Below are 19,759 nucleotides of genomic sequence, written 5' to 3' on the forward strand. Positions count from 1 at the left end.
TTTTCAGATAAGCTCTGAATCGGCATCGTCGGCGGGTTTCATTTGATAGACGTCGTTATGAAAAGGGCATAATGCCAGAATCAGCGCCTGATGGTAGACGCTGGTTCTGCTCAGCAGTCCGGCGGTAAAAGCGCCAATCGCGCCGCCTTTTTGTTTGATATTATCAATACCCGTCAGACGGGCCATCTCCTCACCCAATTCGCGACCCTGCGCAATGCCTTTCAGTACCACTGCTGGCAGGGTAAAGCTGGCTGAACGCGATTCGCCACGAAGCTTATGGTTTTCAATCACCATCCACGCGAAAGCGCTGTCGTCTTCTATTCCGGCCTCAATAGCGACCCAAAAATCGGCTTCAGGTCTGACCTGGCGGGCATTCATCACGCGATGACGTGCGCCAGTTCTCGTTTCAGCATTTGTAAGCGGCTGGGCAGCCACGCCGCTGTCGACCTCTACCCCTTCAATATGGCAGGATCCTTCACCGTAGATATCGCTGAATGCCTGAGAAATTGCCTTAATTTTTGCTGGATTAATGGTAGCGGCGACAACATGGTACATAATTGATTGAACCCTTTACGTAATTTTTTTGCAGTATAACGGAAAATAGCATGCTACAGGTTTATCTTGTTCGTCACGGAGAAACGCTATGGAATGCGGCGCGCCGCATTCAGGGACAGTCAGACAGCGCGCTGACGGATAAGGGAGAGTATCAGGCCCGCCAGGTGGGCGAGCGCGTCAAACACGTCGGCATCACCCATGTTATCGCCAGCGATTTAGGCCGTACTCAGCGCACCGCTGAAATTATTGCCCACGCCTGCGGCTGCGACGTTACGCTCGATCCACGCCTGCGTGAGCTGAATATGGGCGTACTGGAGCAGCGCCCTATCGACCATCTGACGGAAGAGGAGGAGGGCTGGCGCAAAGCGCTGGTCAACGGCACCGTAAATGGCCGTATCCCCCAGGGGGAATCTATGGCGGAGATGGCGGCTCGAATGCATGACGCGCTTAATGCCTGTCTTGAACTGCCCGCCGGCAGTCGCCCCCTGCTGGTCAGTCACGGTATGGCACTCGGCGTGCTGGTCAGCACGATCCTCGGGCTGCCCGCGCATGCGGAGCGTCGGCTGAGGCTGCGTAACTGTTCAATCTCACGTGTCGATCATCAGCAAAGCGACTGGCTGGCATCGGGCTGGATTGTGGAAACCGCAGGGGATATTTCACACCTGGATGCGCCCGCGCTGGATGAGTTACAGCGCTGATCGATAGCCCGCGCTGGATGAATTACAGCGCTGATTTATGGCTTGCGCTGAATGAATTACAGCGCTGATTTATGGCGTGCGCTGAATAAATTACAGCGCTGATTGATGGCGTGCGCTGAATGAATTACAGCGCTGATTAATGGCGTGCGGTCAAAGATAACAGGGCGAATTATTTCGCCCTCATGCTATGCCGTCTGGGTTTCAGTGCGCGAACGGATAGGAATTAAGTATTCACAGCGTATATTTTTGGGCGGTTCTGACAGCTTCTTCCCGCCGTGGGTATAGAAGCGTTCGATATCCTGCCCGTGTCGGCGGGTCAGCTGTAGCGTAGGCATACAGGTGCCGTAAATCAACAGGATAAACTCCTGTAGATTGCTACGCGGGCCGTCATAGGTAAACTGCACATATTCACCTGCTTCCAGCTGAACCTTCTGAGTAGACTGTAGCGGCTGCGACAGCTTGTCTGACGGCACCGCCGTGGTATAGAAGATCTCCTGCTCGTCATCCTTATCAATACTCGGACGTACCCTATGTAGCCCGTACAGGACCGGCGGCACCATATCCGTTTCGGCCAGGAACTGACGCCAGAAGTGCACGCGCATTTCGTCACGGTAGAAGGAAATTTGCTCCAGCGTACAGGTATAGCTTTGCGTCTGGCCGATAAGTTCGATGTCCGGCAGGGTAACGAAAGCGGCCTCAGGCAGGGCAAAGTCGCCCAGCCGGATAGGCGGGCGGAGGCCGAAAGCGTTCCAGTCTGCTGAACGGCGATACCAGGCTGGGGTCTGGTTAAACTGCTTTTTAAATGCGCGAGTGAATGTCTGCTGGGAGTCAAAGCGGTACTGGAGGGCAATATCCAGGATTGGCCGACTGGTCAGCCGCAGGGCAACTGCGGCTTTTGACAGACGCCGTGCCCGGATATACGCACCAATAGCGTGATCGGTAACTTCCTTGAACATTCTTTGCAGATGCCATTTCGAATAGCCTGCCTTAGCTGCAACATTGTCCAGCGACAGTGGCTGATCAAGGTGGCTTTCAAGCCAGACGAGCAAATCGCGAATGATACCGGCCTGATCCATATAAACGTCCTCATCCTGGTTCGGAGTAGTACTAAAGAAATGATGCGTTATGCCGCTGTTGACGCGCTATGCGTTGTTAATCGCTGCGGATGTGCTATACCAGAGCGCGTCAGGTTTTGTGGGCTGTCCCGGGCAGGTAATAGCCTGAGCTGATAACTTACAATGTCATCTATTTTCAACGCAATGGTAACGTTATGACAATGAAAAAATTGTTAATTATCACGTCTGTGATTTTTTCCTCCTTCGCCGCACAGGCGGAAGAAGTCGGGTCAGTGGATACGGTGTTTAAGATATTAGGCCCGGATCATAAAATCGTGGTCGAAGCTTTCGATGACCCCGATGTAAAAAATGTAACCTGTTATATCAGCCGGGCTAAAACCGGGGGCATTAAGGGCGGGCTGGGGCTGGCGGAAGATACCTCAGACGCGGCCATTTCCTGTCAGCAGGTGGGGCCCGTAGAACTCAGTGACAGCATTGCCCAGAATAAAGCCGAGGGCGAGGTGGTGTTTCGTAAACGTACGTCGCTGGTGTTCAAAAAATTACAGGTGGTGCGTTTTTATGACAAAAAGCGTAATACCCTGATTTATCTGAGCTATTCCGACAAGATCGTAAATGGTTCACCTAAAAATGCCCTGAGCGCCGTGCCTATTATGCCGTGGAACAAATGATCTGCAACAAAAAAAGGGCCGGATAACCGGCCCTGTTCATCGCTAAAAGGGGGGATTCAGTCCTGAAGATCGCCGCAGAAACGATAGCCTTCACCGTGGATGGTGGCAATAATTTCTGGCGTATCCGGCGTGGATTCGAAGTGCTTACGAATACGACGAATGGTGACGTCAACGGTACGATCGTGAGGCTTCAGCTCGCGGCCGGTCATTTTCTTCAGTAGATCAGCGCGGGTCTGTATTTTGCCCGGGTTTTCGCAGAAGTGCAGCATGGCGCGGAATTCACTGCGCGGCAGCTTATACTGCTCTCCCTGCGGGCCCACCAGTGAGCGGCTGTTAATGTCCAGCTCCCAGCCGTTAAAGCGGTAGCTTTCGACCAGTTTGCGCTCTTCACTCTGCGGCGCAAGATTCATGGTACGCGATAGCAGGTTGCGGGCGCGTATGGTCAGCTCACGAGGGTTAAACGGTTTGGTGATGTAGTCATCCGCACCAATTTCCAGACCAAGGATTTTATCGACTTCGTTATCCCTTCCGGTCAGGAACATCAGTGCCACGTTAGCCTGTTCGCGCAGTTCACGCGCTAACAGCAGGCCATTTTTCCCTGGGAGATTGATATCCATAATCACCAGGTTGATGTCGTTCTCGGTCAGTATGTGGTGCATTTCAGCACCATCCGTAGCTTCATGAACCATGTAGCCTTCGGCCTCAAAAATACTTTTGAGAGTATTACGAGTAACTAATTCGTCTTCAACGATAAGTATGTGCGGGGTCTGCATGTGTTCGCTACCTAAAATTGCCAACAAAATCGAAACAGGGCATACAGCAGTTACACCGATCTGGATGTCGCACTCACGCTATCCGATGCGTAACCTCAGCTGTACAGAATGATGTGCAGGATATACTCATCCTCATCAGCATCGACCGGTTCCGCTGCCCCAGTAAGATGTCAGAACCTGCCGTAGCGGGGTCTGAAAAGGCGTATATCCTAACTGCATTAACAGTAACATAACAGTACTGGCCACTAACAATATGTAATAAAACAACGCTTAGTTGACTTATATCAAACCAAGTGTAGCACGTTAACCCTTTTGTGAAAAACTCTTAGCAGAATGCCAGCTTAGCTCACAATTATGCCTGTTTTTTCCTGATATCGGCGGCGGTAGCATCAGTCTGGCTCAATGACGTTTTAACATTTGCTATTGCTTTGATTTATAGGTATTTAATACAGGCTAACGTGGATTTATATATAAGAGTGGAACTAATTCAAGGCAGAACTGAGTTTGCTCCCTCTCGCACATGCCTGCGGATGTTGTTGGCTTGTTATTTATCATCACCTTTTATTTTTATGCGATCCTGTCACACTGCTATTCCTGTTGGATGAAAATTAAGGCCATTATGCATTTCCCTCTGATCCTTGTTTCCCCGGCCCGGGCTGAGAACGTTGGCGCTGCGGCGCGCGCCATGAAAACGATGGGTTTTGATACGCTGCGTATTGTTAATAGCGAGGCGCATCTGGACCCCGCGGCGCGCAGGGTGGCCCACGGTGCGGGAGATATTCTGGATAATGCCACCCACTGGGATTCGCTGGCGGCTGCGCTGCATGACATCGACTTTAGCGTGGCGACAACGGCCCGAAGCCGCGCACGATTCCACTATTACGCCACGCCTCAGCAGCTGCTGCCGCTGCTTGAGGAGAAGCAGCAGTGGGTTAACAGCATGGCGCTGGTGTTTGGACGCGAGGATACCGGCCTGACCAACGAAGAGCTGGCGCTGGTCGATGTGCTGACCGGTATTCCGATGGCGGCAGATTATCCCTCTTTAAACCTGGGCCAGGCGGTTATGGTTTACTGCTACCAGCTTTCCACGCTGCGTCAGGTCAGCGCCCGGCCAGAGGTCGCGGCGGACGTGCATCAGCTGGCGGCGCTGCGGCAGCGCTGTGACGCGCTGCTTGAGCGGCTGGCGGTGAGCGACGATCGCAAGCTTGCCGACTGGCTGACGCAGCGCCTTGGCCTGCTGGCCCAGCGCGACAGTGCCATGCTGCATCGTCTGCTGCATGACATTGAAAAAAATCTTACAGATAAAAACGCTGATTAATTTTGCATTACCAGAAGGTGCTGCTGCTTTTTCCGTGCGGGTTGAAAGATAAGCGCTGAGCCTGGGGTAAATCCCTGTGGCCTCCTCTCGTTGTCCGGGATGAGGGAAAGATAAAAAAATTGACTTAGCAGGGCGATTGCTTTACTTCTGAAAGCCGACAGATTTTATAAACAGACAGATGATAAATCTATAATGCGTAACCACAGCCTGATGACAACAATCATTATTACCACCACCATTACCACGAGTAACGGTGCGGGCTGACGCATACAGGAAAAAATAAAAACAAGCCCGCACCTAAACAGTGCGGGCTTTTTTTTCGGCAAAAATTCAGGAGAGTTAGAATGCGAGTGCTGAAATTCGGTGGAACCTCAGTAGCCAACGCGGAACGGTTTCTGCGCGTGGCTGATATTCTGGAAAGTAATGCGAAGCAGGGACAGGTTGCCACCGTATTGTCCGCGCCAGCGAAGATCACGAATCATCTGGTCGCGATGATCGAAAAAACCATCGGCGGTCAGGATACGCTACCGAATATGAGCGACGCGGAAGGCATTTTCGCCGCGCTAATCGAGGGTCTGGCCAAATCACAGCCCGGCTTCGATGACGAGGGCGTTACCCGCCTGGTCGCACAGGAATTTGCACAGCTGAAGCAGGTATTGCACGGCATCAGCCTGCTGGGGCAGTGCCCGGACAGCGTCAACGCGGCCATTATCTGCCGGGGTGAAAAGCTGTCGATAGCCATTATGGCCGCTTTGCTTCAGGCGCGCGGTTACGGTGTTAGCGTTATCGATCCGGTCGAGAAACTACTGGCCGTGGGGCACTATCTTGAATCAACCGTGGATATCGCGGAATCGACCCGCCGGATTGCCGCCAGCCAGATCCCACCTGAAAATATGATCCTGATGGCAGGGTTCACCGCCGGTAACGACAAAGGCGAGCTGGTGGTGCTGGGACGTAACGGCTCTGATTACTCTGCGGCCGTACTGGCCGCCTGTCTGCGCGCCGACTGCTGTGAAATCTGGACGGATGTCGACGGCGTTTATACCTGCGATCCGCGCCAGGTTCCCGATGCCCGGCTGCTGAAATCTATGTCATACCGGGAAGCGATGGAGCTTTCCTACTTCGGCGCAAAAGTGTTGCACCCGCGCACCATCGCCCCGATTGCCCAGTTTCATATTCCCTGCCTGATTAAAAATACCGCTAATCCACAGGCGCCCGGCACGCTGATTGGCGGCGACGGCACTGATGATGAAAATCCAGTGAAGGGCATCACTAACCTTAATAATATGGCGATGTTCAACATCTCCGGCCCGGGCATGAAGGGTATGGTCGGTATGGCCGCCCGAGTCTTTGCCACCATGTCGCGCAGCGGCATCTCCGTGGTGCTGATCACCCAATCCTCATCAGAATACAGCATCAGTTTCTGCGTACCGCAAAGCGACCAGGCTCGTGCGCGTCGTGTGCTGGAGGAGGAGTTTTATCTTGAGCTGAAGGATGGCCTGCTGGAGCCGCTGGACGTGATGGAAAAGCTGGCGGTGATTTCGGTGGTGGGTGATGGCATGCGTACCCTGCGCGGGATTTCAGCCAAATTTTTCTCTGCGCTGGCCCGCGCGAATATCAATATTATCGCCATTGCTCAGGGATCGTCAGAACGCTCTATCTCCGTCGTGGTCAATAATGACGATGCGACTACCGGCGTTCGCGTCGTGCATCAAATGCTGTTTGCTACCGATCAGGTGATTGAAGTGTTTGTTGTTGGCGTGGGGGGGGTGGGTGCCGCGCTGATTGAACAGCTGCACCGTCAGCAGGCCTGGCTTAAAAATAAGCATATCGACCTGCGGGTGTGCGGTATCGCCAACTCCAGCGCGCTGCTGACCAACGTACACGGCATCCCGCTGGATAACTGGCAGGATGCACTCAAGGAGGCGAAGGAGCCGTTTAACCTCGGGCGTCTGATCCGCCTGGTGAAAGAGTATCATCTGCTGAATCCGGTGATCGTCGACTGTACCTCAAGCCAGGCGGTAGCCGACCAGTACGCCGACTTCCTGGGCGAGGGTTTCCACGTGGTGACGCCGAATAAAAAGGCCAACACCTCATCATGGAATTATTATCAGCAGATGCGCGCGGCAGCGGCTAAATCGCGCCGTAAATTCCTGTATGACACCAACGTGGGCGCGGGCCTGCCGGTCATTGAAAACCTGCAAAACCTGCTGAATGCCGGGGATGAGCTGATTCGCTTTTCCGGTATTCTTTCCGGTTCCCTGTCGTTTATTTTCGGCAAGCTGGATGAGGGCGTCTCCCTCTCTGCCGCGACGAAAATGGCGCGTGAGCTGGGCTTTACCGAACCGGATCCGCGTGACGATCTGTCAGGCATGGACGTGGCGCGTAAGCTGCTGATCCTCGCCCGCGAGGCGGGATACCAGCTGGAACTGAGCGATATTGAAATTGAAGCCATATTGCCAGCATCCCTTACCTCGCTGGCAGATGCGGACACATTTATGGCGCGTTTGCCGGAGCTGGATGACGCCTTTACTGCGCGCGTCGCGGCGGCACGCGATGAGAATAAGGTCCTGCGCTTCGTAGGGGCCATTGAAGAAGGGGGGCGCTGCCGGGTAAAAATTGACGCCGTCGACGGTAACGACCCGCTGTATAAGGTAAAAAATGGCGAGAATGCGCTGGCCTTTTATAGCCGCTATTATCAGCCTATTCCGCTAGTGCTGCGCGGATACGGCGCGGGTAACGATGTCACGGCCGCCGGCGTGTTTGCCGATCTGCTGCGTACCCTGTCATGGAAGTTAGGAGTTTAACGATGGTTAAAATTTATGCCCCGGCCTCAATCGGCAACGTCAGCGTGGGCTTCGACGTGCTGGGTGCGGCGGTTTCGCCAATTGATGGTACGCTGCTGGGCGACTGCGTGAGCGTGGAGGCAGCCAGTGAGTTCAGCCTGCACAATGGGGGCCGTTTTGTCAGCAAGCTGCCCGCCGATCCGCAGGACAACATCGTCTGGCACTGCTGGGATCGCTTCTGTGAGGCCATTGGCAAGCGGGTGCCGGTCAGGATGACGCTGGAAAAAAATATGCCTATCGGTTCAGGTCTGGGATCCAGCGCCTGCTCGGTGGTCGCCGGCCTGGTGGCAATGAATGAACACTGTGGCAAACCGCTTGGCGATACTGAACTGCTGGCGCTGATGGGGGAGCTGGAAGGGCGTATATCCGGCAGCGTCCATTATGACAACGTCGCGCCCTGCTTTCTTGGCGGTATCCAGCTGATGCTGGAAGCAAACGGCATCATCAGCCAGCCAGTACCGAGCTTTGACGACTGGCTGTGGGTGATGGCCTACCCCGGCATTAAGGTCTCGACCGCAGAAGCGCGGGCGATTCTTCCCGCGCAGTATCGCAAAGAGGATATTATTCAACACGGCCGTTATCTGGGGGGCTTCGTTCATGCCTGTCACACCCAGCAGCCGGAACTGGCAGCGAAGCTGATGTGTGACGTGATAGCCGAGCCTTACCGCACTAAACTGTTACCAGGCTTTGCCCTGGCACGGCAGGAACTTAAGAATATTGGCGCACTGGCGTGTGGCATTTCCGGTTCCGGCCCCACGCTGTTTGCCGTCAGCAACCAGCGGGAAACGGCTCAGCGTATGGCTGACTGGCTCAGCCAGCACTATCTGCAAAATGATGAAGGCTTCGTTCATATCTGTCGTATTGATACGGCAGGCGCACGTAAACTGGGATAACGTATGAAACTCTATAATCTTAAGGACCATAACGAGCAGGTAAGCTTTTCACAGGCGGTCAGGCAGGGCCTGGGCAAGCAGCAGGGGCTTTTTTTCCCGCTTGAACTGCCTGAGTTTGAGCTGACCGATATCGACGAGATGCTGGAGATGGATTTCGTTACCCGCAGCAGCAAAATCCTGTCGGCCTTTATTGGCGATGAGATCCCCGCGCATCAGCTAAAAGAGCGCCTGGCAACCGCCTTTGCCTTTCCTGCACCGGTGGCAAAGGTCACCGACGATATCGCTTCACTGGAGCTGTTTCACGGCCCAACGCTGGCGTTTAAAGACTTCGGCGGCCGCTTTATGGCGCAGATGCTCTCATATGTGAGCGGAACGGATGAAAAAATCACCATTCTTACCGCCACCTCGGGCGACACCGGCGCCGCCGTTGCCCATGCTTTCTACGGCATGGAAAACGTTCGCGTGGTGATCCTCTACCCTCAGGGCAAAATCAGCCCGCTACAGGAGAAGCTGTTTTGTACCCTGGGCGGCAACATCCAGACCATCGCCATCGACGGTGATTTCGATGTCTGTCAGTCGCTGGTTAAGCAGGCATTTGATGATGAGCCGCTGCGCAAAGCCATTGGCCTTAACTCGGCCAACTCCATCAATATCAGCCGTCTGCTGGCACAGATTTGCTACTACTTTGAGGCGGTCGCTCAGCTGCCGCAGGAAAAACGTAATCAGCTGGTTATCTCTGTGCCAAGCGGCAACTTTGGCGACCTGACGGCGGGCCTGCTGGCGAAATCCCTGGGTCTGCCGGTGAAGCGCTTTATTGCGGCGACCAACGCCAACGACACCGTTCCGCGCTTCCTGACCGGCGGCGAGTGGCAGCCTAACCTGACCGTTTCCACGCTGTCTAACGCCATGGATGTCAGCCAGCCTAACAACTGGCCGCGCGTCGAGGAGATCTTCCGCCGTAAAACCTGGCGTCTGACCGACCTCGGCTATGGTGCGGTGGATGATGAAACTACTAAGGCAACCATGCGCGAGCTGGCGGAACTGGGCTATATCTCTGAACCTCATGCCGCGATTGCATATCGCCTGCTGCGCGATCAGCTGCAGGAAGGGGAGTACGGTTTGTTCCTGAGCACGGCGCATCCGGCTAAGTTTATCGAAAGCGTGGAAGCGGTACTCGAGCGTAAGCTGCCGCTGCCAGAGGCGCTGGCCGAACGGGCCGCACTGCCGCTGCTGTCCCACAAGATGGCGGCGGACTTCTCTGCGCTACGCGAATTCCTGCTGCATAAATAAAGCCTGCGGCCCCACTCATTGCGGCTTTTTGCTGTGGCCCTTACTCCGGTAAGGGCCTTTTTGATTAACTCTCTTCTCCTTTCCTCCTTTCCTCCTTTCCTCCTTTCCTCCTTTTCTCCTCTTCATCCCTCACCCCGAGTTCCCTGTTCCCCCTTTCCCGGCGTGCCATCAGACGAACGCAGTCCGGCCTCCGCGGGTTGCGCTGGCCGGGTGTTACTGGCGGCTTGCGATATCAGTAATTATGCTGGCCTGGGGATCACGGGTGCTAACCGGTGCCGGTGATTCTGCGGGTGCTGCTGTTGTCGATGGGGGTGCCGCTGATTCTGCGGGCGCTGCTGTTGTCGATGCGGGTGCCGGTGATTCTGCGGGGGCTGCTGTAATAGCCCCGCGAACCTTACTGTGCGCCTGATAAATCTGGTTCACCATTTTATAGGTCAGGCCAAAGGCGGCCGCGGTCCCGGCGTTGTTGAACAGGCTGGAGAGTACCGGGGAGGTATGGCCTTTCGTTATCGCCGCCAGTATCTGTTGCGAGGCCAGCGTGCTGCTGTTGGCAAAATTATTCCAGCTCAGCCGGGCGATGGAGTGATCGAGCAGACGGGCGTAATCCTTCATCGGCAGGGAAGGGGCGAATTTCTGCGTGTCACCCACCTGCTTGCTGTCGTAGTGCTTGCCGAGAAAAGCATCACCGGTTTCGATAAAGGCGTTACAGGCCGATCGCAGAGCCGAAACGATAGCGCCCATTTCATGCAGCGCTTTACCGGTCAGGCGCTGGCCTGCCGCATCGCGGATTTCCGGGCCGGAAACGCTGTAGCCTTTTGGTAGTGCCTTCTGGATCAGCCCATCCTGTAGCATTCCCATTGCCAGCGTGTTTAACGTATACCAGGCCGCATTGGTACTCATATTGTCGTCATTAACGCCATAGCCTGGCGTGCCTTTACGTGAGGCCACCAGGCTTCCCGTCGCCTGCAACGACTCCCTGGCTCCCGCATAGATAACGTTGCGCAACTGGGTACTCATTACGCGCGCCGTCAGGGCTGGATTCCCGCTGAGTACGCCCGCCAGCGACATGCCCACATTCAGCACTTCAGCCATAACCTGCTGACCGGAAACGCGCTTTGAATCTTTTACCGTTTGCTGACTCAGGCGAGCCCATTCAGCGGGTTTGTCGCGTTTTATCACGTTGGCCTGGTCTGGACTGAGGCCAAACTGACCGCGCACGGCCACCTCGCCGGGCTGTATGGGACCAGACTGAGGCTGCGCGTCCGGCTCCGTCTGACGCATAAGACGAGGCTCACGAAGATGATGCTGCAGGGCAACGTTGGCAAGAGAGATAACGGCCTGTAGAGTCACGGCGGCGGTGGGGTGTTTTTCCACCAGGTGGGGGAGCAGCTGGTTATAGGCCTCAATAAAGGCTTCTTCACGGGCCATTGTCGGCAGCCCGCAGGTGATCATTTGCTGGAGGGCATGACCACTTAGCGCCCCCCAGGCTTTGTTTTGCAGGGGAGCCAGCGTAAATTTCCCTAAATCGGCGGCGGAAGCTGCCGTCTCCTGCCACCCTGCTTTACCGGCAAACTTTGCGCCCTGCCACCCCAGCTTACCTGCGGTTTTGCTACTTTCGAGAATCTTGCTTCCCCCCGATTTGGCTACGTTCAGCGTCATATTGCCAAGAGTTTTGCTGCCATCCAGGACCTTGTTTCCCCCCGATTTCGCGCCGTTAAGCGTCATGCTGCCAAGGGCTTTGGTGCCGTCCCATAGTTTGCCCCCGCCCGTTTTTGTGCCACCCCAGGCACCCTCACTGAGGGTTGAGAAAAACTGCCCCGCGCTGGCGGCTGCCCGGGCTGCGCGTCCCGGGGCATCATCGGGGCGCGGCCCGCTCTCTTCATCGCCGCGCCCGCCCAGTCTGGTCATTTCATACTGGCCGGAAGCCGGCCGGATGGTATCGTTCATCATTATGCTCCGATTCAGGCTGCGGTTTGTTCGCGACGGTCAATGGCGACGCTGAGCGTCATAAGGTCGGCAAGCCAGCTGGCGAGATCGGAACCGTCCAGCCCCAGAGTGTCCCAGCGGCAGACCAGGCACAGCTTCTCACCGCACAGCGCCAGCGAGCAGTTGGTCAGTACCATTAGCTCGCTGTTAGCCTGCAACAGGCGTTGCTGCGCGGAGCCGGGTGTGACATCCAGCGACAGGGGCGTTGAGATCAGAAGGTGGCGTCGATCGCCATCGGCAAGCACGGTGAACTGCCTTTCAGGGAAGTTCAGGATGCAGCAACAGCCCTCCAGCCGATAGCGGGAGGGGGGGAGGTCAAGCAGGGTGAGGGCCTGATGCAGCAGCGAATAATGCCAGCGATGGCTGATGGCCTGTTCGGCAAGCTCATCCAGTCGCAACGACGCTGTTTGCCGCCACTCTGTCACCCAATCTTCAACGGGTGCAACATCGCGGGTGCTCGTGGAGGGCGGCTGCTCGCCTGCGGCAGAGAGCAGTAAGTCTGTCAGGCTTGAGGCCAGCGAATGGAGGTCGTTTAATCTCTCTGCCAGGGCTTCTGCGTCCTGCCATATATCAAAAGACAGCCGCAGTGTTAGCCGTGTCTGGCCCTTCTCATCCAGCGAAAGGGCGATGCCGCTCAGACCCATGGCGACATCGCTCGCTCTGAGCAGCGCCTCCTGCCAAACCTCGGGATGGAGTGCAGCAGGGGGTTGCAGGAAGCCAACCACCAGCCACAGGGGCACGGGGGCTTCCCGCTGGCAAATGGCTACCACGTCCAGCGCATCCAGCCTCAGGCGTCCGGAGGCAGCAAACTGCTGCCGATCGGCTTTTTTGACGCCGAGGTGTTTTGCCGCCGCGCAGAGCCAGGGCTTCGCGGCGGCCGGTACAGGATTGTCGAACGTGGCCTGAGTATTATCCGGCTGAAGATGCGTGGCCTGCCAGACCCGATCGCTTAGGTTTTTGCGCAGTGCGTGCTGATCCATACCTACCTCCCGATGGCTGATTTGCTGCAACAGGCCTTGGGTGGGCAATAAAGGATCGCGCGTTCGGTTTCTCTCACCGGTTATAACTAAAGGGTATGGAGAGGCAGGGAAGGGGGAAGAAAATACGGCTTTAGACTCGCAAAAGCCGCTTACGCATCATTTAAGGTTATGGATTCTCGCGGCGCTTAAAGACCAGATCGCTGTCATTGCTCTCTTCCGCTGCGAAGAAGTAGCCATCGACATCGAATTTTTTAAGCTGCTCCGGCTGGCTCAGACGATGCTGGATGATGTAGCGGCTCATCAGCCCGCGTGCTTTCTTAGCGTAAAAGCTGATGACCTTAAACCTGCCATTTTTCTCATCAAGAAAGACCGGTTTAATGATGCGACCCGCCAGTTTTTTAGGTTTCACCGCCCTGAAATATTCGTCCGAGGCCAGATTAATCAGGGTATCGTCGCCCTGTTCGGCCAGCGCGGCATTCAGCGCGTCGGTCAGTCGGTCGCCCCAAAAGGTGTAGAGATCTTTCCCGGCCGGGTTTTCCAGCTTGATGCCCATTTCCAGACGGTAGGGCTGCATCAGATCCAGGGGTCGCAGCACGCCGTACAGCCCGGAGAGCATACGCAAATGCTGCTGGGCAAAATCGAAATCCTTTTCATGAAAGGTTTCGGCCTGCAACCCGGTATACACATCGCCTTTAAAGGCCAGAATCGCCTGACGGGCATTGTCGGGGCTGAAAGGCGGGTGCCAGTCGTTGAAGCGTTCGGCGTTGAGGTGGGCCAGCTTGTCGCTGATGCTCATCAGCGTGCCGATCTGTGCGGGCGTCAGCTGGCGGGCTATTTCGATCAGTTTTTGTGAATCATCCAGCAGGGCAGGTTGGGTAAAACGACGGGTAGCCAGTGGGCTTTCAAAATCCAGCGTCTTAGCCGGAGAGATAACCATCAACATGCCTGTATCCTTATGTGAAACTGCCCTGACCGGGCGAAATAAACGAGACCGCTACTTTAGCAAAAAAGCGACGAGAAAGCGCAAATCACTGCCATAGCCGTCTCGCCTCTTACCCTTCTTATTAACACTTTTAGCACTACGTGGCCTGACGGAAACCTTACCTTGCATGGCCTGGTACGCGTGATATGATCGACGTAAACACGATTAACATCCCGATAACGCTACTCTGACGAGAATGACAATCATGACGGACAAACTGAGCTCCCTGCGTCAACTGACAACCGTTGTTGCCGATACCGGCGACATTGCGGCGATGAAGCTGTACAAGCCACAGGATGCTACCACCAACCCCTCGCTGATCCTCAGCGCGGCGCAAATTCCCGAGTACCGCAGGCTGATTGATGATGCAGTAAGCTGGGCACGCGATCGCAGCAGCAACAAGGATGAGCAGATCCAGCATGCGGCAGATAAGCTGAATGTGAATATTGGTCTGGAGATCCTGAAGCTGGTTCCCGGCCGTATCTCTACCGAAGTTGATGCACGCCTGTCCTACGACACTGAAGGCAGCATCAATAAGGCACGTACGCTGATCAAGCTTTATAACGATGCCGGGATCGGCAATGACCGTATCCTGATTAAGCTGGCTTCAACCTGGCAGGGTATCCGCGCCGCGGAGATCCTGGAAAAAGAGGGTATTAACTGTAACCTGACCCTGCTGTTCTCCTTTGCTCAGGCGCGTGCCTGTGCCGAAGCCGGTGCCTATCTGATTTCGCCATTTGTGGGTCGTATTCTGGACTGGTACAAAGCCAATACCGACAAGAAAGAGTATGCGGCGAACGAAGACCCAGGCGTCATTTCAGTGACTGAAATCTACGAGTACTACAAGCAGCATGGCTACGAAACCGTAGTTATGGGTGCCAGCTTCCGTAATATCGGTGAGATCACCGAGCTGGCAGGCTGTGACCGCCTGACTATCTCTCCGGGCCTGCTGAAAGAGCTGGCTGAGAGCGAAGGAACACTGGAGCGTAAACTCTCGTACAGCGGCGAAGTGAAAGCGCGTCCGGCAAAAATGACGGAATCCGAGTTCCTGTGGCAGCACAATCAGGATCCGATGGCGGTTGATAAACTGGCTCAGGGCATCCGCAACTTTGCACTTGACCAGGGCAAGCTGGATAAAATGATTGCCGATCTGCTGTAATGCATGCTCGCGGCCACTCACCTGGCCGCGTTTTTCCCCCGGCTGTACTTCCCGCCCTGCAATGTTTATTCTTCCCGCAAACGAACTTTAACCTGCGTCCGCGCTTTACGCCGTGGGCATTACGGTGACAACACGATGAACACACTACGTATAGGATTGATCTCGGTTTCCGATCGCGCCGCAAACGGCATCTATCAGGATGAGGGGCTGCCCACGCTGGAGGCCTGGCTGACGCAGGCTCTGAGCACACCTTTTAGCATTGAAAAGCGCCTTGTGCCCGATGAACAGTCGATGATCGAACAGACCCTCTGTGAGCTGGTGGATGAGCGATTTTGCCATCTGGTACTTACCACGGGCGGAACCGGGCCAGCGCGACGGGACGTGACCCCGGATGCCACGCTGGCGGTAGCAGACCGGGAGATGCCGGGCTTTGGTGAGCAGATGCGGCAGATCAGCCTCAACTTCGTCCCGACGGCCATTCTGTCACGGCAGGTGGCGGTTATTCGTAAGCAGTCGCTGATTGTGAATTTGCCGGGCCAGCCTAAGTCGATTAAAGAGACGCTTGAGGGGGTAAAAGCGTCTGATGGGACGGTGAAGGTGCAGGGCCTGTTTGCCAGCGTTCCCTACTGTATTCAACTGCTGGAAGGGCCGTGGGTCGATACCCATCCGGCAGTGGTAGCAGCATTTCGCCCCAAAAGCGCCCGGCGTGGGACAAACAGCTAAAAAATAATCTGATTCAGGCATAAACTCCAGGGCAGCTGGCGTAGCGGGAAATGGACGGTATAGTAAGGTTAGCTTTACAGCCATTACCTTACATTTTCCCCTCTACTTCTGGATGTTCGCTAATATTTATGCCTCCTCAAAGCCTGGGCCGCCTGAATCGGCGGGATTACAAAACACTGACTCTGGCCGCGCTGGGCGGCGCGCTGGAGTTTTATGATTTCATTATTTTCGTCTTTTTCGCCTCAGTGATAGGCGATCTTTTCTTCCCCCCGGATATTCCCGACTGGCTCCGCCAGCTGCAAACTTTTGCTATTTTCGCCGCGGGCTATCTGGCGCGTCCGCTGGGTGGCATTGTGATGGCCCATTTTGGCGACAGTCGCGGGCGCAAAAAAATGTTCAGTCTCAGTATCCTGTTGATGGCGCTGCCAACGTTAGCAATGGGATTGTTGCCCACCTACGCGACGTTGGGCATAACGGCACCCATTTTGTTGCTGCTGCTGCGGATGTTGCAGGGCGCCGCGGTGGGAGGTGAAGTGCCTGGGGCCTGGGTGTTTGTTGCCGAGCACGTTCCGCAGACGCGTACCGGCTTCGCCTGCGGCATGCTGACGGCGGGGCTGACCGCGGGGATCCTGGTCGGTTCGGTGGTGGCAACGCTGATTAATCGGGCGTTTGGTATCGAAGGCATTGTTGCGGGCGGCTGGCGCATTCCTTTCCTGCTCGGCGGCTTTTTCGGTTTTGTTGCGCTTTATCTGCGTCGCTGGCTACATGAAACTCCGGTCTTTAAGGAGCTTGAGGCACGTAAGGCGCTGGCGGCGGAGCTGCCGTTAAAGGCCGTGGTGATGAATTATAAAAAAGAGGTCGCTGTCTGTATGTTGCTGACCTGGCTGCTTTCGGCGGGCGTGGTCGTGGTGATTCTAATGACGCCGACCTGGCTGCAAAAAAGCTATGGCATTGCGGCGGCAGAGGCATTGCAGGCTAACAGTCTGGCGACCCTTACCCTGATAGCAGGATGTATTAGCGCAGGCCTGGCCGCCGATCGCTTTGGCGCCAGCAAAACCTTTATTTTCGGCAGCCTGCTGTTAGCGGCGTGTAGCTGGATTTTTTATCAGGCTCCTGCCGCTTATCCTGAATGGCTTTTTGCCTGTTACGCACTGGTGGGTTACAGCGTGGGTGTCGTGGGGGCGGTGCCTTATGTGATGGTGCGGGCATTTCCGGCAGAGGTGCGTTTTACCGGTATTTCGTTTTCCTATAATGTCGCATATGCCTTTTTTGGCGGGTTAACGCCGATTCTGGTGACGCTGATGATGTCCATAACGCCGCTGGCTCCGGCTTATTATGTGCTGGCGCTGTCCGCCATGGGTTTACTGCTGGGGGTTTATCTCAGCCGCGATCTTTCTTATCGCGATGCTGTCGTGCATGCCGATTTGTAGAGGTTCAATCCCGGGAGTCATTGCATTGTTGCCCTTTGGCGTGGGTGGGAGCCCGCCCGGTTAGTTGCTTGGGCTGCCATCGCTGCGGTGTCGGTGGACAATCCCAGCGTTTGCCGGTTAGTTGTTTGGGCTGACATCGCTGCGGTGGCGGAGGACAATCCCAGCGTTTGCCGGACGTCGCAGCTACACGCTTCGCGTGGTGCCTTTGGCTCCGACTCCGGGCCGGACGGCCCGGTCGCGAGCGGGCATCCCTGCCCGCCACTCCCTGAGTGCAGCATCCCTGCTGCCCTCGCCTGGCCCTCCGTCTGCGCCGCAGCGCTGCGGAATGCCCGTCAACCGCAGGGATTGTCCCCCTCTCGAGCTTCTGAGTTGCTTTCAGTGAACCCGTTTATCTGACCGCAGCTATCTGATCGATTTCCAGTTAAGCGCTGTTCGTGCGCAGGCTTTTGAGCCGCTTTAAGTTAACAACGTCGATTTTTTGTGCCACCCGTTAGCGCCCTGCAATGTGACTGGCGAGCCGCAATATTCGTTATTTCTCGGGCAATCCCAGCGCTCGCTGATGAGTTGTATCGGCTGCGATACCGCTGTACCGGAGGACAATCCCAGCGGTTGCCGGTTAGTTGTTTGGGCTGCCATCGCTGCGGTGTCGGTGGACAATCCCAGCGTTTGCCGGGCGTCCTCACGCCACGCTCCGCGTGGTGCCTTTGGCTCCGACGCCAGGCCGGACGGCCCGGTCACGAGCGGGCATCCCTGCCCGCCGCTCCCTGAGTGCAGCATCCCTGCTGCCCTCGCCTGGCCCTCCGTCTGCGCCGCAGCGCTGCGGAATGCCCGTCAACCGCAGGGATTGTCCCCCTCTCGAGCTTCTGAGTTGCTTTCAGTGAACCGAGTCACCCGCAGCCAGCACAATGAGAAAAGAGCAGGCGGGTGGTACCCGTTATTTATGGCCCAGCATTTGCAGCATGGGACACCATCCGTAAGAGGCCTTATCGCGCCGGATCACACTCGCAAACAATGGCACTGAGCTTTTGGCAAAGAGATTTTCTTATTTGCAGAGTTCTTTCTATTTTCAAGCCCGGGCAAGGTTTCAAGGCCCTGCCTGAACCGCTGTTACCCTCAGCCAGCACAATGCAATAAGCAGGCGGGTGGGGCCCGGTGACAGGCATTCCGCAGCGCTGAGCGCAGGGAGGAAGACCCGGATGGGCCAGCAGGGATGCTGGCACAAGGGCATGCCGGGACAGGGATGTCCCGTCATGCCCGGTCCGAAAGGTCGACGAGCGGAGCGAAGGAACCGCGCCACGCGCGGCGCGAGGACCGCCAGGCACCGGGCCCCACCCGCAGGCGACTCCCCAGGCCTTTGCCGCACCGGGCCCCACCCGCAGGCGACCCCCAAGGCCTTTGCCGCACCGGTCCTCACCCGCAGGCGACCCCCCATGCCTTTGCCGCACAAGTCCCCACCCGCAGGCGTCACCTCCAGCCTGTGCCGCACCGGGCCTCCGGGCTACGCCTGACTCAACGCGCTGGCCAGCACCGACGCACGGCGTGGTTCGCCAGTGGGAAGAACCTGACGGTCCAACTGCGCATTGATCACCTCTGCCATCGCCAGATAAATCGCACTGGCTCCGCAAACTACACCCTCATAACCCGCGAACAACAACACGACAGCATTGCCGGTAATATGGCCGTAGGCTAGCAGTGCAAACAGCAGCGTCAGGCTGGCAAACACAAATTGCAGGGCGCGGTTGGCGCGTAGCGTGCCAAAAAACATAAACAGCGTGAAAATACCCCACAGCGCCAGATAAATGCCCAGCGTAGTGGCGTCGGTTGGCTCGGCCAGCCCCATCCTCGGCAGCAACCAAATGCCCACCAGGCTCAGCCAGAAAGCACCGTAAGAGGTAAAGGCGGTCAGGCCAAAGGTATTACCCTTTTTATACTCCAGCAAACCCGCAATAATCTGCGCCATCCCGCCAAAAAAAATCCCCATGCTGATAATGACCGAGGTCAGAGGGAAAAAACCTGCATTGTGCAGATTGAGTAAAACAGTGGTCATTCCAAACCCCATCAGCCCCAAAGGACCGGGATTCGCCAGTGTATTGTTATGCATAAACCCTCAGTGATAGTAGAAATAATCATAATAATGAAACCATTAGTAAATGGGCCTCCACGGGCAAAAGACAGCCAGCGCGATCGGTCCGGACGGCATGGTAATGAGTCGGGGGTAAGGAAACATTGATCCTGACAGCGGTAAAATTGAAATTTTTTTGCTTACCCCCCTTGATGCCGTTGGCGATGGCCCCATCTTATTTGGCATCCGAGGTTATGGGCCTGGAAAAAAAAGCGCGGTACTGGCAGTTGAAATGGCCAAAATAGCCCGCATTAAGTGTG

Annotated in this window: 17 protein-coding genes and 1 other annotated feature; of the genes, 9 read left to right on the forward strand and 8 right to left on the reverse strand. The window is 56.0% G+C overall.

Features of this window, described 5'->3' with window-relative positions:
- Window positions 1-3 precede the first annotated feature (3 nt).
- Window positions 4-555 (reverse strand): inosine/xanthosine triphosphatase, encoded by a 552-nt coding sequence (yjjX, locus tag AAGR22_RS03995; RefSeq protein ID WP_067709157.1) that lies wholly within the window; start codon window positions 553-555, stop codon window positions 4-6.
- 50 nt (window positions 556-605) lie between these two features.
- Here yjjX and gpmB point away from each other — a divergent pair, with 50 nt between their 5' ends.
- On the forward strand, window positions 606-1,253 hold the full coding sequence (gene gpmB, locus AAGR22_RS04000) for a 2,3-diphosphoglycerate-dependent phosphoglycerate mutase GpmB (RefSeq protein WP_067709154.1): 648 nt from the start codon (window positions 606-608) through the stop codon (window positions 1,251-1,253).
- 185 nt (window positions 1,254-1,438) lie between these two features.
- Here the strand turns inward: gpmB and robA are convergent, their stop codons facing one another.
- On the reverse strand, window positions 1,439-2,329 hold the full coding sequence (gene robA / locus AAGR22_RS04005; protein ID WP_345830419.1) for an MDR efflux pump AcrAB transcriptional activator RobA: 891 nt from the start codon (window positions 2,327-2,329) through the stop codon (window positions 1,439-1,441).
- Between the two features lie 194 nt (window positions 2,330-2,523).
- Between robA and creA the strand changes: the two genes are divergently transcribed.
- The gene (creA, locus tag AAGR22_RS04010; RefSeq protein ID WP_067709149.1) at window positions 2,524-2,997 is read left to right on the forward strand and encodes a protein CreA; all 474 of its coding nucleotides are present in this window, start codon (window positions 2,524-2,526) and stop codon (window positions 2,995-2,997) included.
- Window positions 2,998-3,053: 56 nt separating this feature from the next.
- Here the strand turns inward: creA and arcA are convergent, their stop codons facing one another.
- On the reverse strand, window positions 3,054-3,770 hold the full coding sequence (arcA, locus tag AAGR22_RS04015) for a two-component system response regulator ArcA (protein WP_067709147.1): 717 nt from the start codon (window positions 3,768-3,770) through the stop codon (window positions 3,054-3,056).
- Between the two features lie 619 nt (window positions 3,771-4,389).
- Here arcA and AAGR22_RS04020 point away from each other — a divergent pair.
- The 4 genes from AAGR22_RS04020 to thrC all read left to right on the forward strand — a co-directional run bounded on the left by AAGR22_RS04020 (window position 4,390) and on the right by thrC (window position 10,117).
- Complete coding sequence (locus AAGR22_RS04020) at window positions 4,390-5,088, forward strand: tRNA/rRNA methyltransferase (protein ID WP_345830422.1); 699 nt, start codon at window positions 4,390-4,392, stop codon at window positions 5,086-5,088.
- A gap of 199 nt (window positions 5,089-5,287) precedes the next feature.
- Window positions 5,288-5,409: a sequence feature (Thr leader region), on the forward strand.
- A gap of 23 nt (window positions 5,410-5,432) precedes the next feature.
- The gene (thrA, locus tag AAGR22_RS04025) at window positions 5,433-7,895 is read left to right on the forward strand and encodes a bifunctional aspartate kinase/homoserine dehydrogenase I (RefSeq protein ID WP_345830424.1); all 2,463 of its coding nucleotides are present in this window, start codon (window positions 5,433-5,435) and stop codon (window positions 7,893-7,895) included.
- A 2-nt stretch (window positions 7,896-7,897) separates the two neighbouring features.
- The gene (gene thrB, locus AAGR22_RS04030; protein WP_345830426.1) at window positions 7,898-8,827 is read left to right on the forward strand and encodes a homoserine kinase; all 930 of its coding nucleotides are present in this window, start codon (window positions 7,898-7,900) and stop codon (window positions 8,825-8,827) included.
- Between the two features lie 3 nt (window positions 8,828-8,830).
- Entirely contained in the window at window positions 8,831-10,117 is a 1,287-nt protein-coding gene (gene thrC, locus AAGR22_RS04035) for a threonine synthase (RefSeq protein WP_067709140.1), read from the forward strand.
- A gap of 213 nt (window positions 10,118-10,330) precedes the next feature.
- Here thrC and AAGR22_RS04040 read toward each other — a convergent pair whose 3' ends face one another.
- From AAGR22_RS04040 to yaaA, 3 genes are all read right to left on the reverse strand, one after another.
- Window positions 10,331-12,067, reverse strand: coding sequence for a hypothetical protein (locus AAGR22_RS04040; RefSeq protein WP_345830428.1), 1,737 nt, complete (start codon window positions 12,065-12,067; stop codon window positions 10,331-10,333).
- Window positions 12,068-12,078: 11 nt separating this feature from the next.
- Complete coding sequence (locus AAGR22_RS04045) at window positions 12,079-13,083, reverse strand: type III secretion system chaperone (protein ID WP_345830430.1); 1,005 nt, start codon at window positions 13,081-13,083, stop codon at window positions 12,079-12,081.
- Window positions 13,084-13,249: 166 nt separating this feature from the next.
- Complete coding sequence (gene yaaA, locus AAGR22_RS04050; protein ID WP_345830432.1) at window positions 13,250-14,026, reverse strand: peroxide stress protein YaaA; 777 nt, start codon at window positions 14,024-14,026, stop codon at window positions 13,250-13,252.
- Between the two features lie 244 nt (window positions 14,027-14,270).
- Here yaaA and tal point away from each other — a divergent pair, with 244 nt between their 5' ends.
- The 3 genes from tal (at window position 14,271) to AAGR22_RS04065 (ending at window position 17,377) form a co-directional block, all read left to right on the forward strand.
- The gene (gene tal / locus AAGR22_RS04055) at window positions 14,271-15,224 is read left to right on the forward strand and encodes a transaldolase (RefSeq protein WP_067709128.1); all 954 of its coding nucleotides are present in this window, start codon (window positions 14,271-14,273) and stop codon (window positions 15,222-15,224) included.
- Between the two features lie 135 nt (window positions 15,225-15,359).
- On the forward strand, window positions 15,360-15,947 hold the full coding sequence (mog, locus tag AAGR22_RS04060) for a molybdopterin adenylyltransferase (protein ID WP_345830434.1): 588 nt from the start codon (window positions 15,360-15,362) through the stop codon (window positions 15,945-15,947).
- 128 nt (window positions 15,948-16,075) lie between these two features.
- Window positions 16,076-17,377 (forward strand): MFS transporter, encoded by a 1,302-nt coding sequence (locus AAGR22_RS04065; protein ID WP_345830435.1) that lies wholly within the window; start codon window positions 16,076-16,078, stop codon window positions 17,375-17,377.
- 456 nt (window positions 17,378-17,833) lie between these two features.
- On the opposite strand, the gene AAGR22_RS04070 is transcribed toward AAGR22_RS04065, so the two are convergent.
- On the reverse strand, window positions 17,834-18,154 hold the full coding sequence (locus AAGR22_RS04070) for a hypothetical protein (protein ID WP_345830436.1): 321 nt from the start codon (window positions 18,152-18,154) through the stop codon (window positions 17,834-17,836).
- 721 nt (window positions 18,155-18,875) lie between these two features.
- On the reverse strand, window positions 18,876-19,478 hold the full coding sequence (satP, locus tag AAGR22_RS04075; protein WP_345830437.1) for an acetate uptake transporter: 603 nt from the start codon (window positions 19,476-19,478) through the stop codon (window positions 18,876-18,878).
- Window positions 19,479-19,759: the final 281 nt, after the last annotated feature.

This window comes from Erwinia sp. HDF1-3R (assembly GCF_039621855.1).
Lineage (GTDB): Bacteria > Pseudomonadota > Gammaproteobacteria > Enterobacterales > Enterobacteriaceae > Erwinia.

Excerpts from the sequence above, each read along its gene's own strand:
- gpmB (WP_067709154.1), top strand. The coding sequence starts at position 606 with ATGCTACAGGTTTATCTTGTTCGTCACGGAGAAACGCTATGGAATGCG.
- AAGR22_RS04040 (WP_345830428.1), bottom strand. The coding sequence starts at position 12,067 with ATGATGAACGATACCATCCGGCCGGCTTCCGGCCAGTATGAAATGACC.
- AAGR22_RS04065 (WP_345830435.1), top strand. The coding sequence starts at position 16,076 with ATGCCTCCTCAAAGCCTGGGCCGCCTGAATCGGCGGGATTACAAAACA.
- AAGR22_RS04045 (WP_345830430.1), bottom strand. The coding sequence starts at position 13,083 with ATGGATCAGCACGCACTGCGCAAAAACCTAAGCGATCGGGTCTGGCAG.
- thrC (WP_067709140.1), top strand. The coding sequence starts at position 8,831 with ATGAAACTCTATAATCTTAAGGACCATAACGAGCAGGTAAGCTTTTCA.
- thrA (WP_345830424.1), top strand. The coding sequence starts at position 5,433 with ATGCGAGTGCTGAAATTCGGTGGAACCTCAGTAGCCAACGCGGAACGG.
- mog (WP_345830434.1), top strand. The coding sequence starts at position 15,360 with ATGAACACACTACGTATAGGATTGATCTCGGTTTCCGATCGCGCCGCA.
- AAGR22_RS04070 (WP_345830436.1), bottom strand. The coding sequence starts at position 18,154 with ATGCTGCACTCAGGGAGCGGCGGGCAGGGATGCCCGCTCGTGACCGGG.
- tal (WP_067709128.1), top strand. The coding sequence starts at position 14,271 with ATGACGGACAAACTGAGCTCCCTGCGTCAACTGACAACCGTTGTTGCC.
- AAGR22_RS04020 (WP_345830422.1), top strand. The coding sequence starts at position 4,390 with ATGCATTTCCCTCTGATCCTTGTTTCCCCGGCCCGGGCTGAGAACGTT.
- robA (WP_345830419.1), bottom strand. The coding sequence starts at position 2,329 with ATGGATCAGGCCGGTATCATTCGCGATTTGCTCGTCTGGCTTGAAAGC.
- thrB (WP_345830426.1), top strand. The coding sequence starts at position 7,898 with ATGGTTAAAATTTATGCCCCGGCCTCAATCGGCAACGTCAGCGTGGGC.
- yaaA (WP_345830432.1), bottom strand. The coding sequence starts at position 14,026 with ATGTTGATGGTTATCTCTCCGGCTAAGACGCTGGATTTTGAAAGCCCA.
- satP (WP_345830437.1), bottom strand. The coding sequence starts at position 19,478 with ATGCATAACAATACACTGGCGAATCCCGGTCCTTTGGGGCTGATGGGG.
- yjjX (WP_067709157.1), bottom strand. The coding sequence starts at position 555 with ATGTACCATGTTGTCGCCGCTACCATTAATCCAGCAAAAATTAAGGCA.
- arcA (WP_067709147.1), bottom strand. The coding sequence starts at position 3,770 with ATGCAGACCCCGCACATACTTATCGTTGAAGACGAATTAGTTACTCGT.
- creA (WP_067709149.1), top strand. The coding sequence starts at position 2,524 with ATGACAATGAAAAAATTGTTAATTATCACGTCTGTGATTTTTTCCTCC.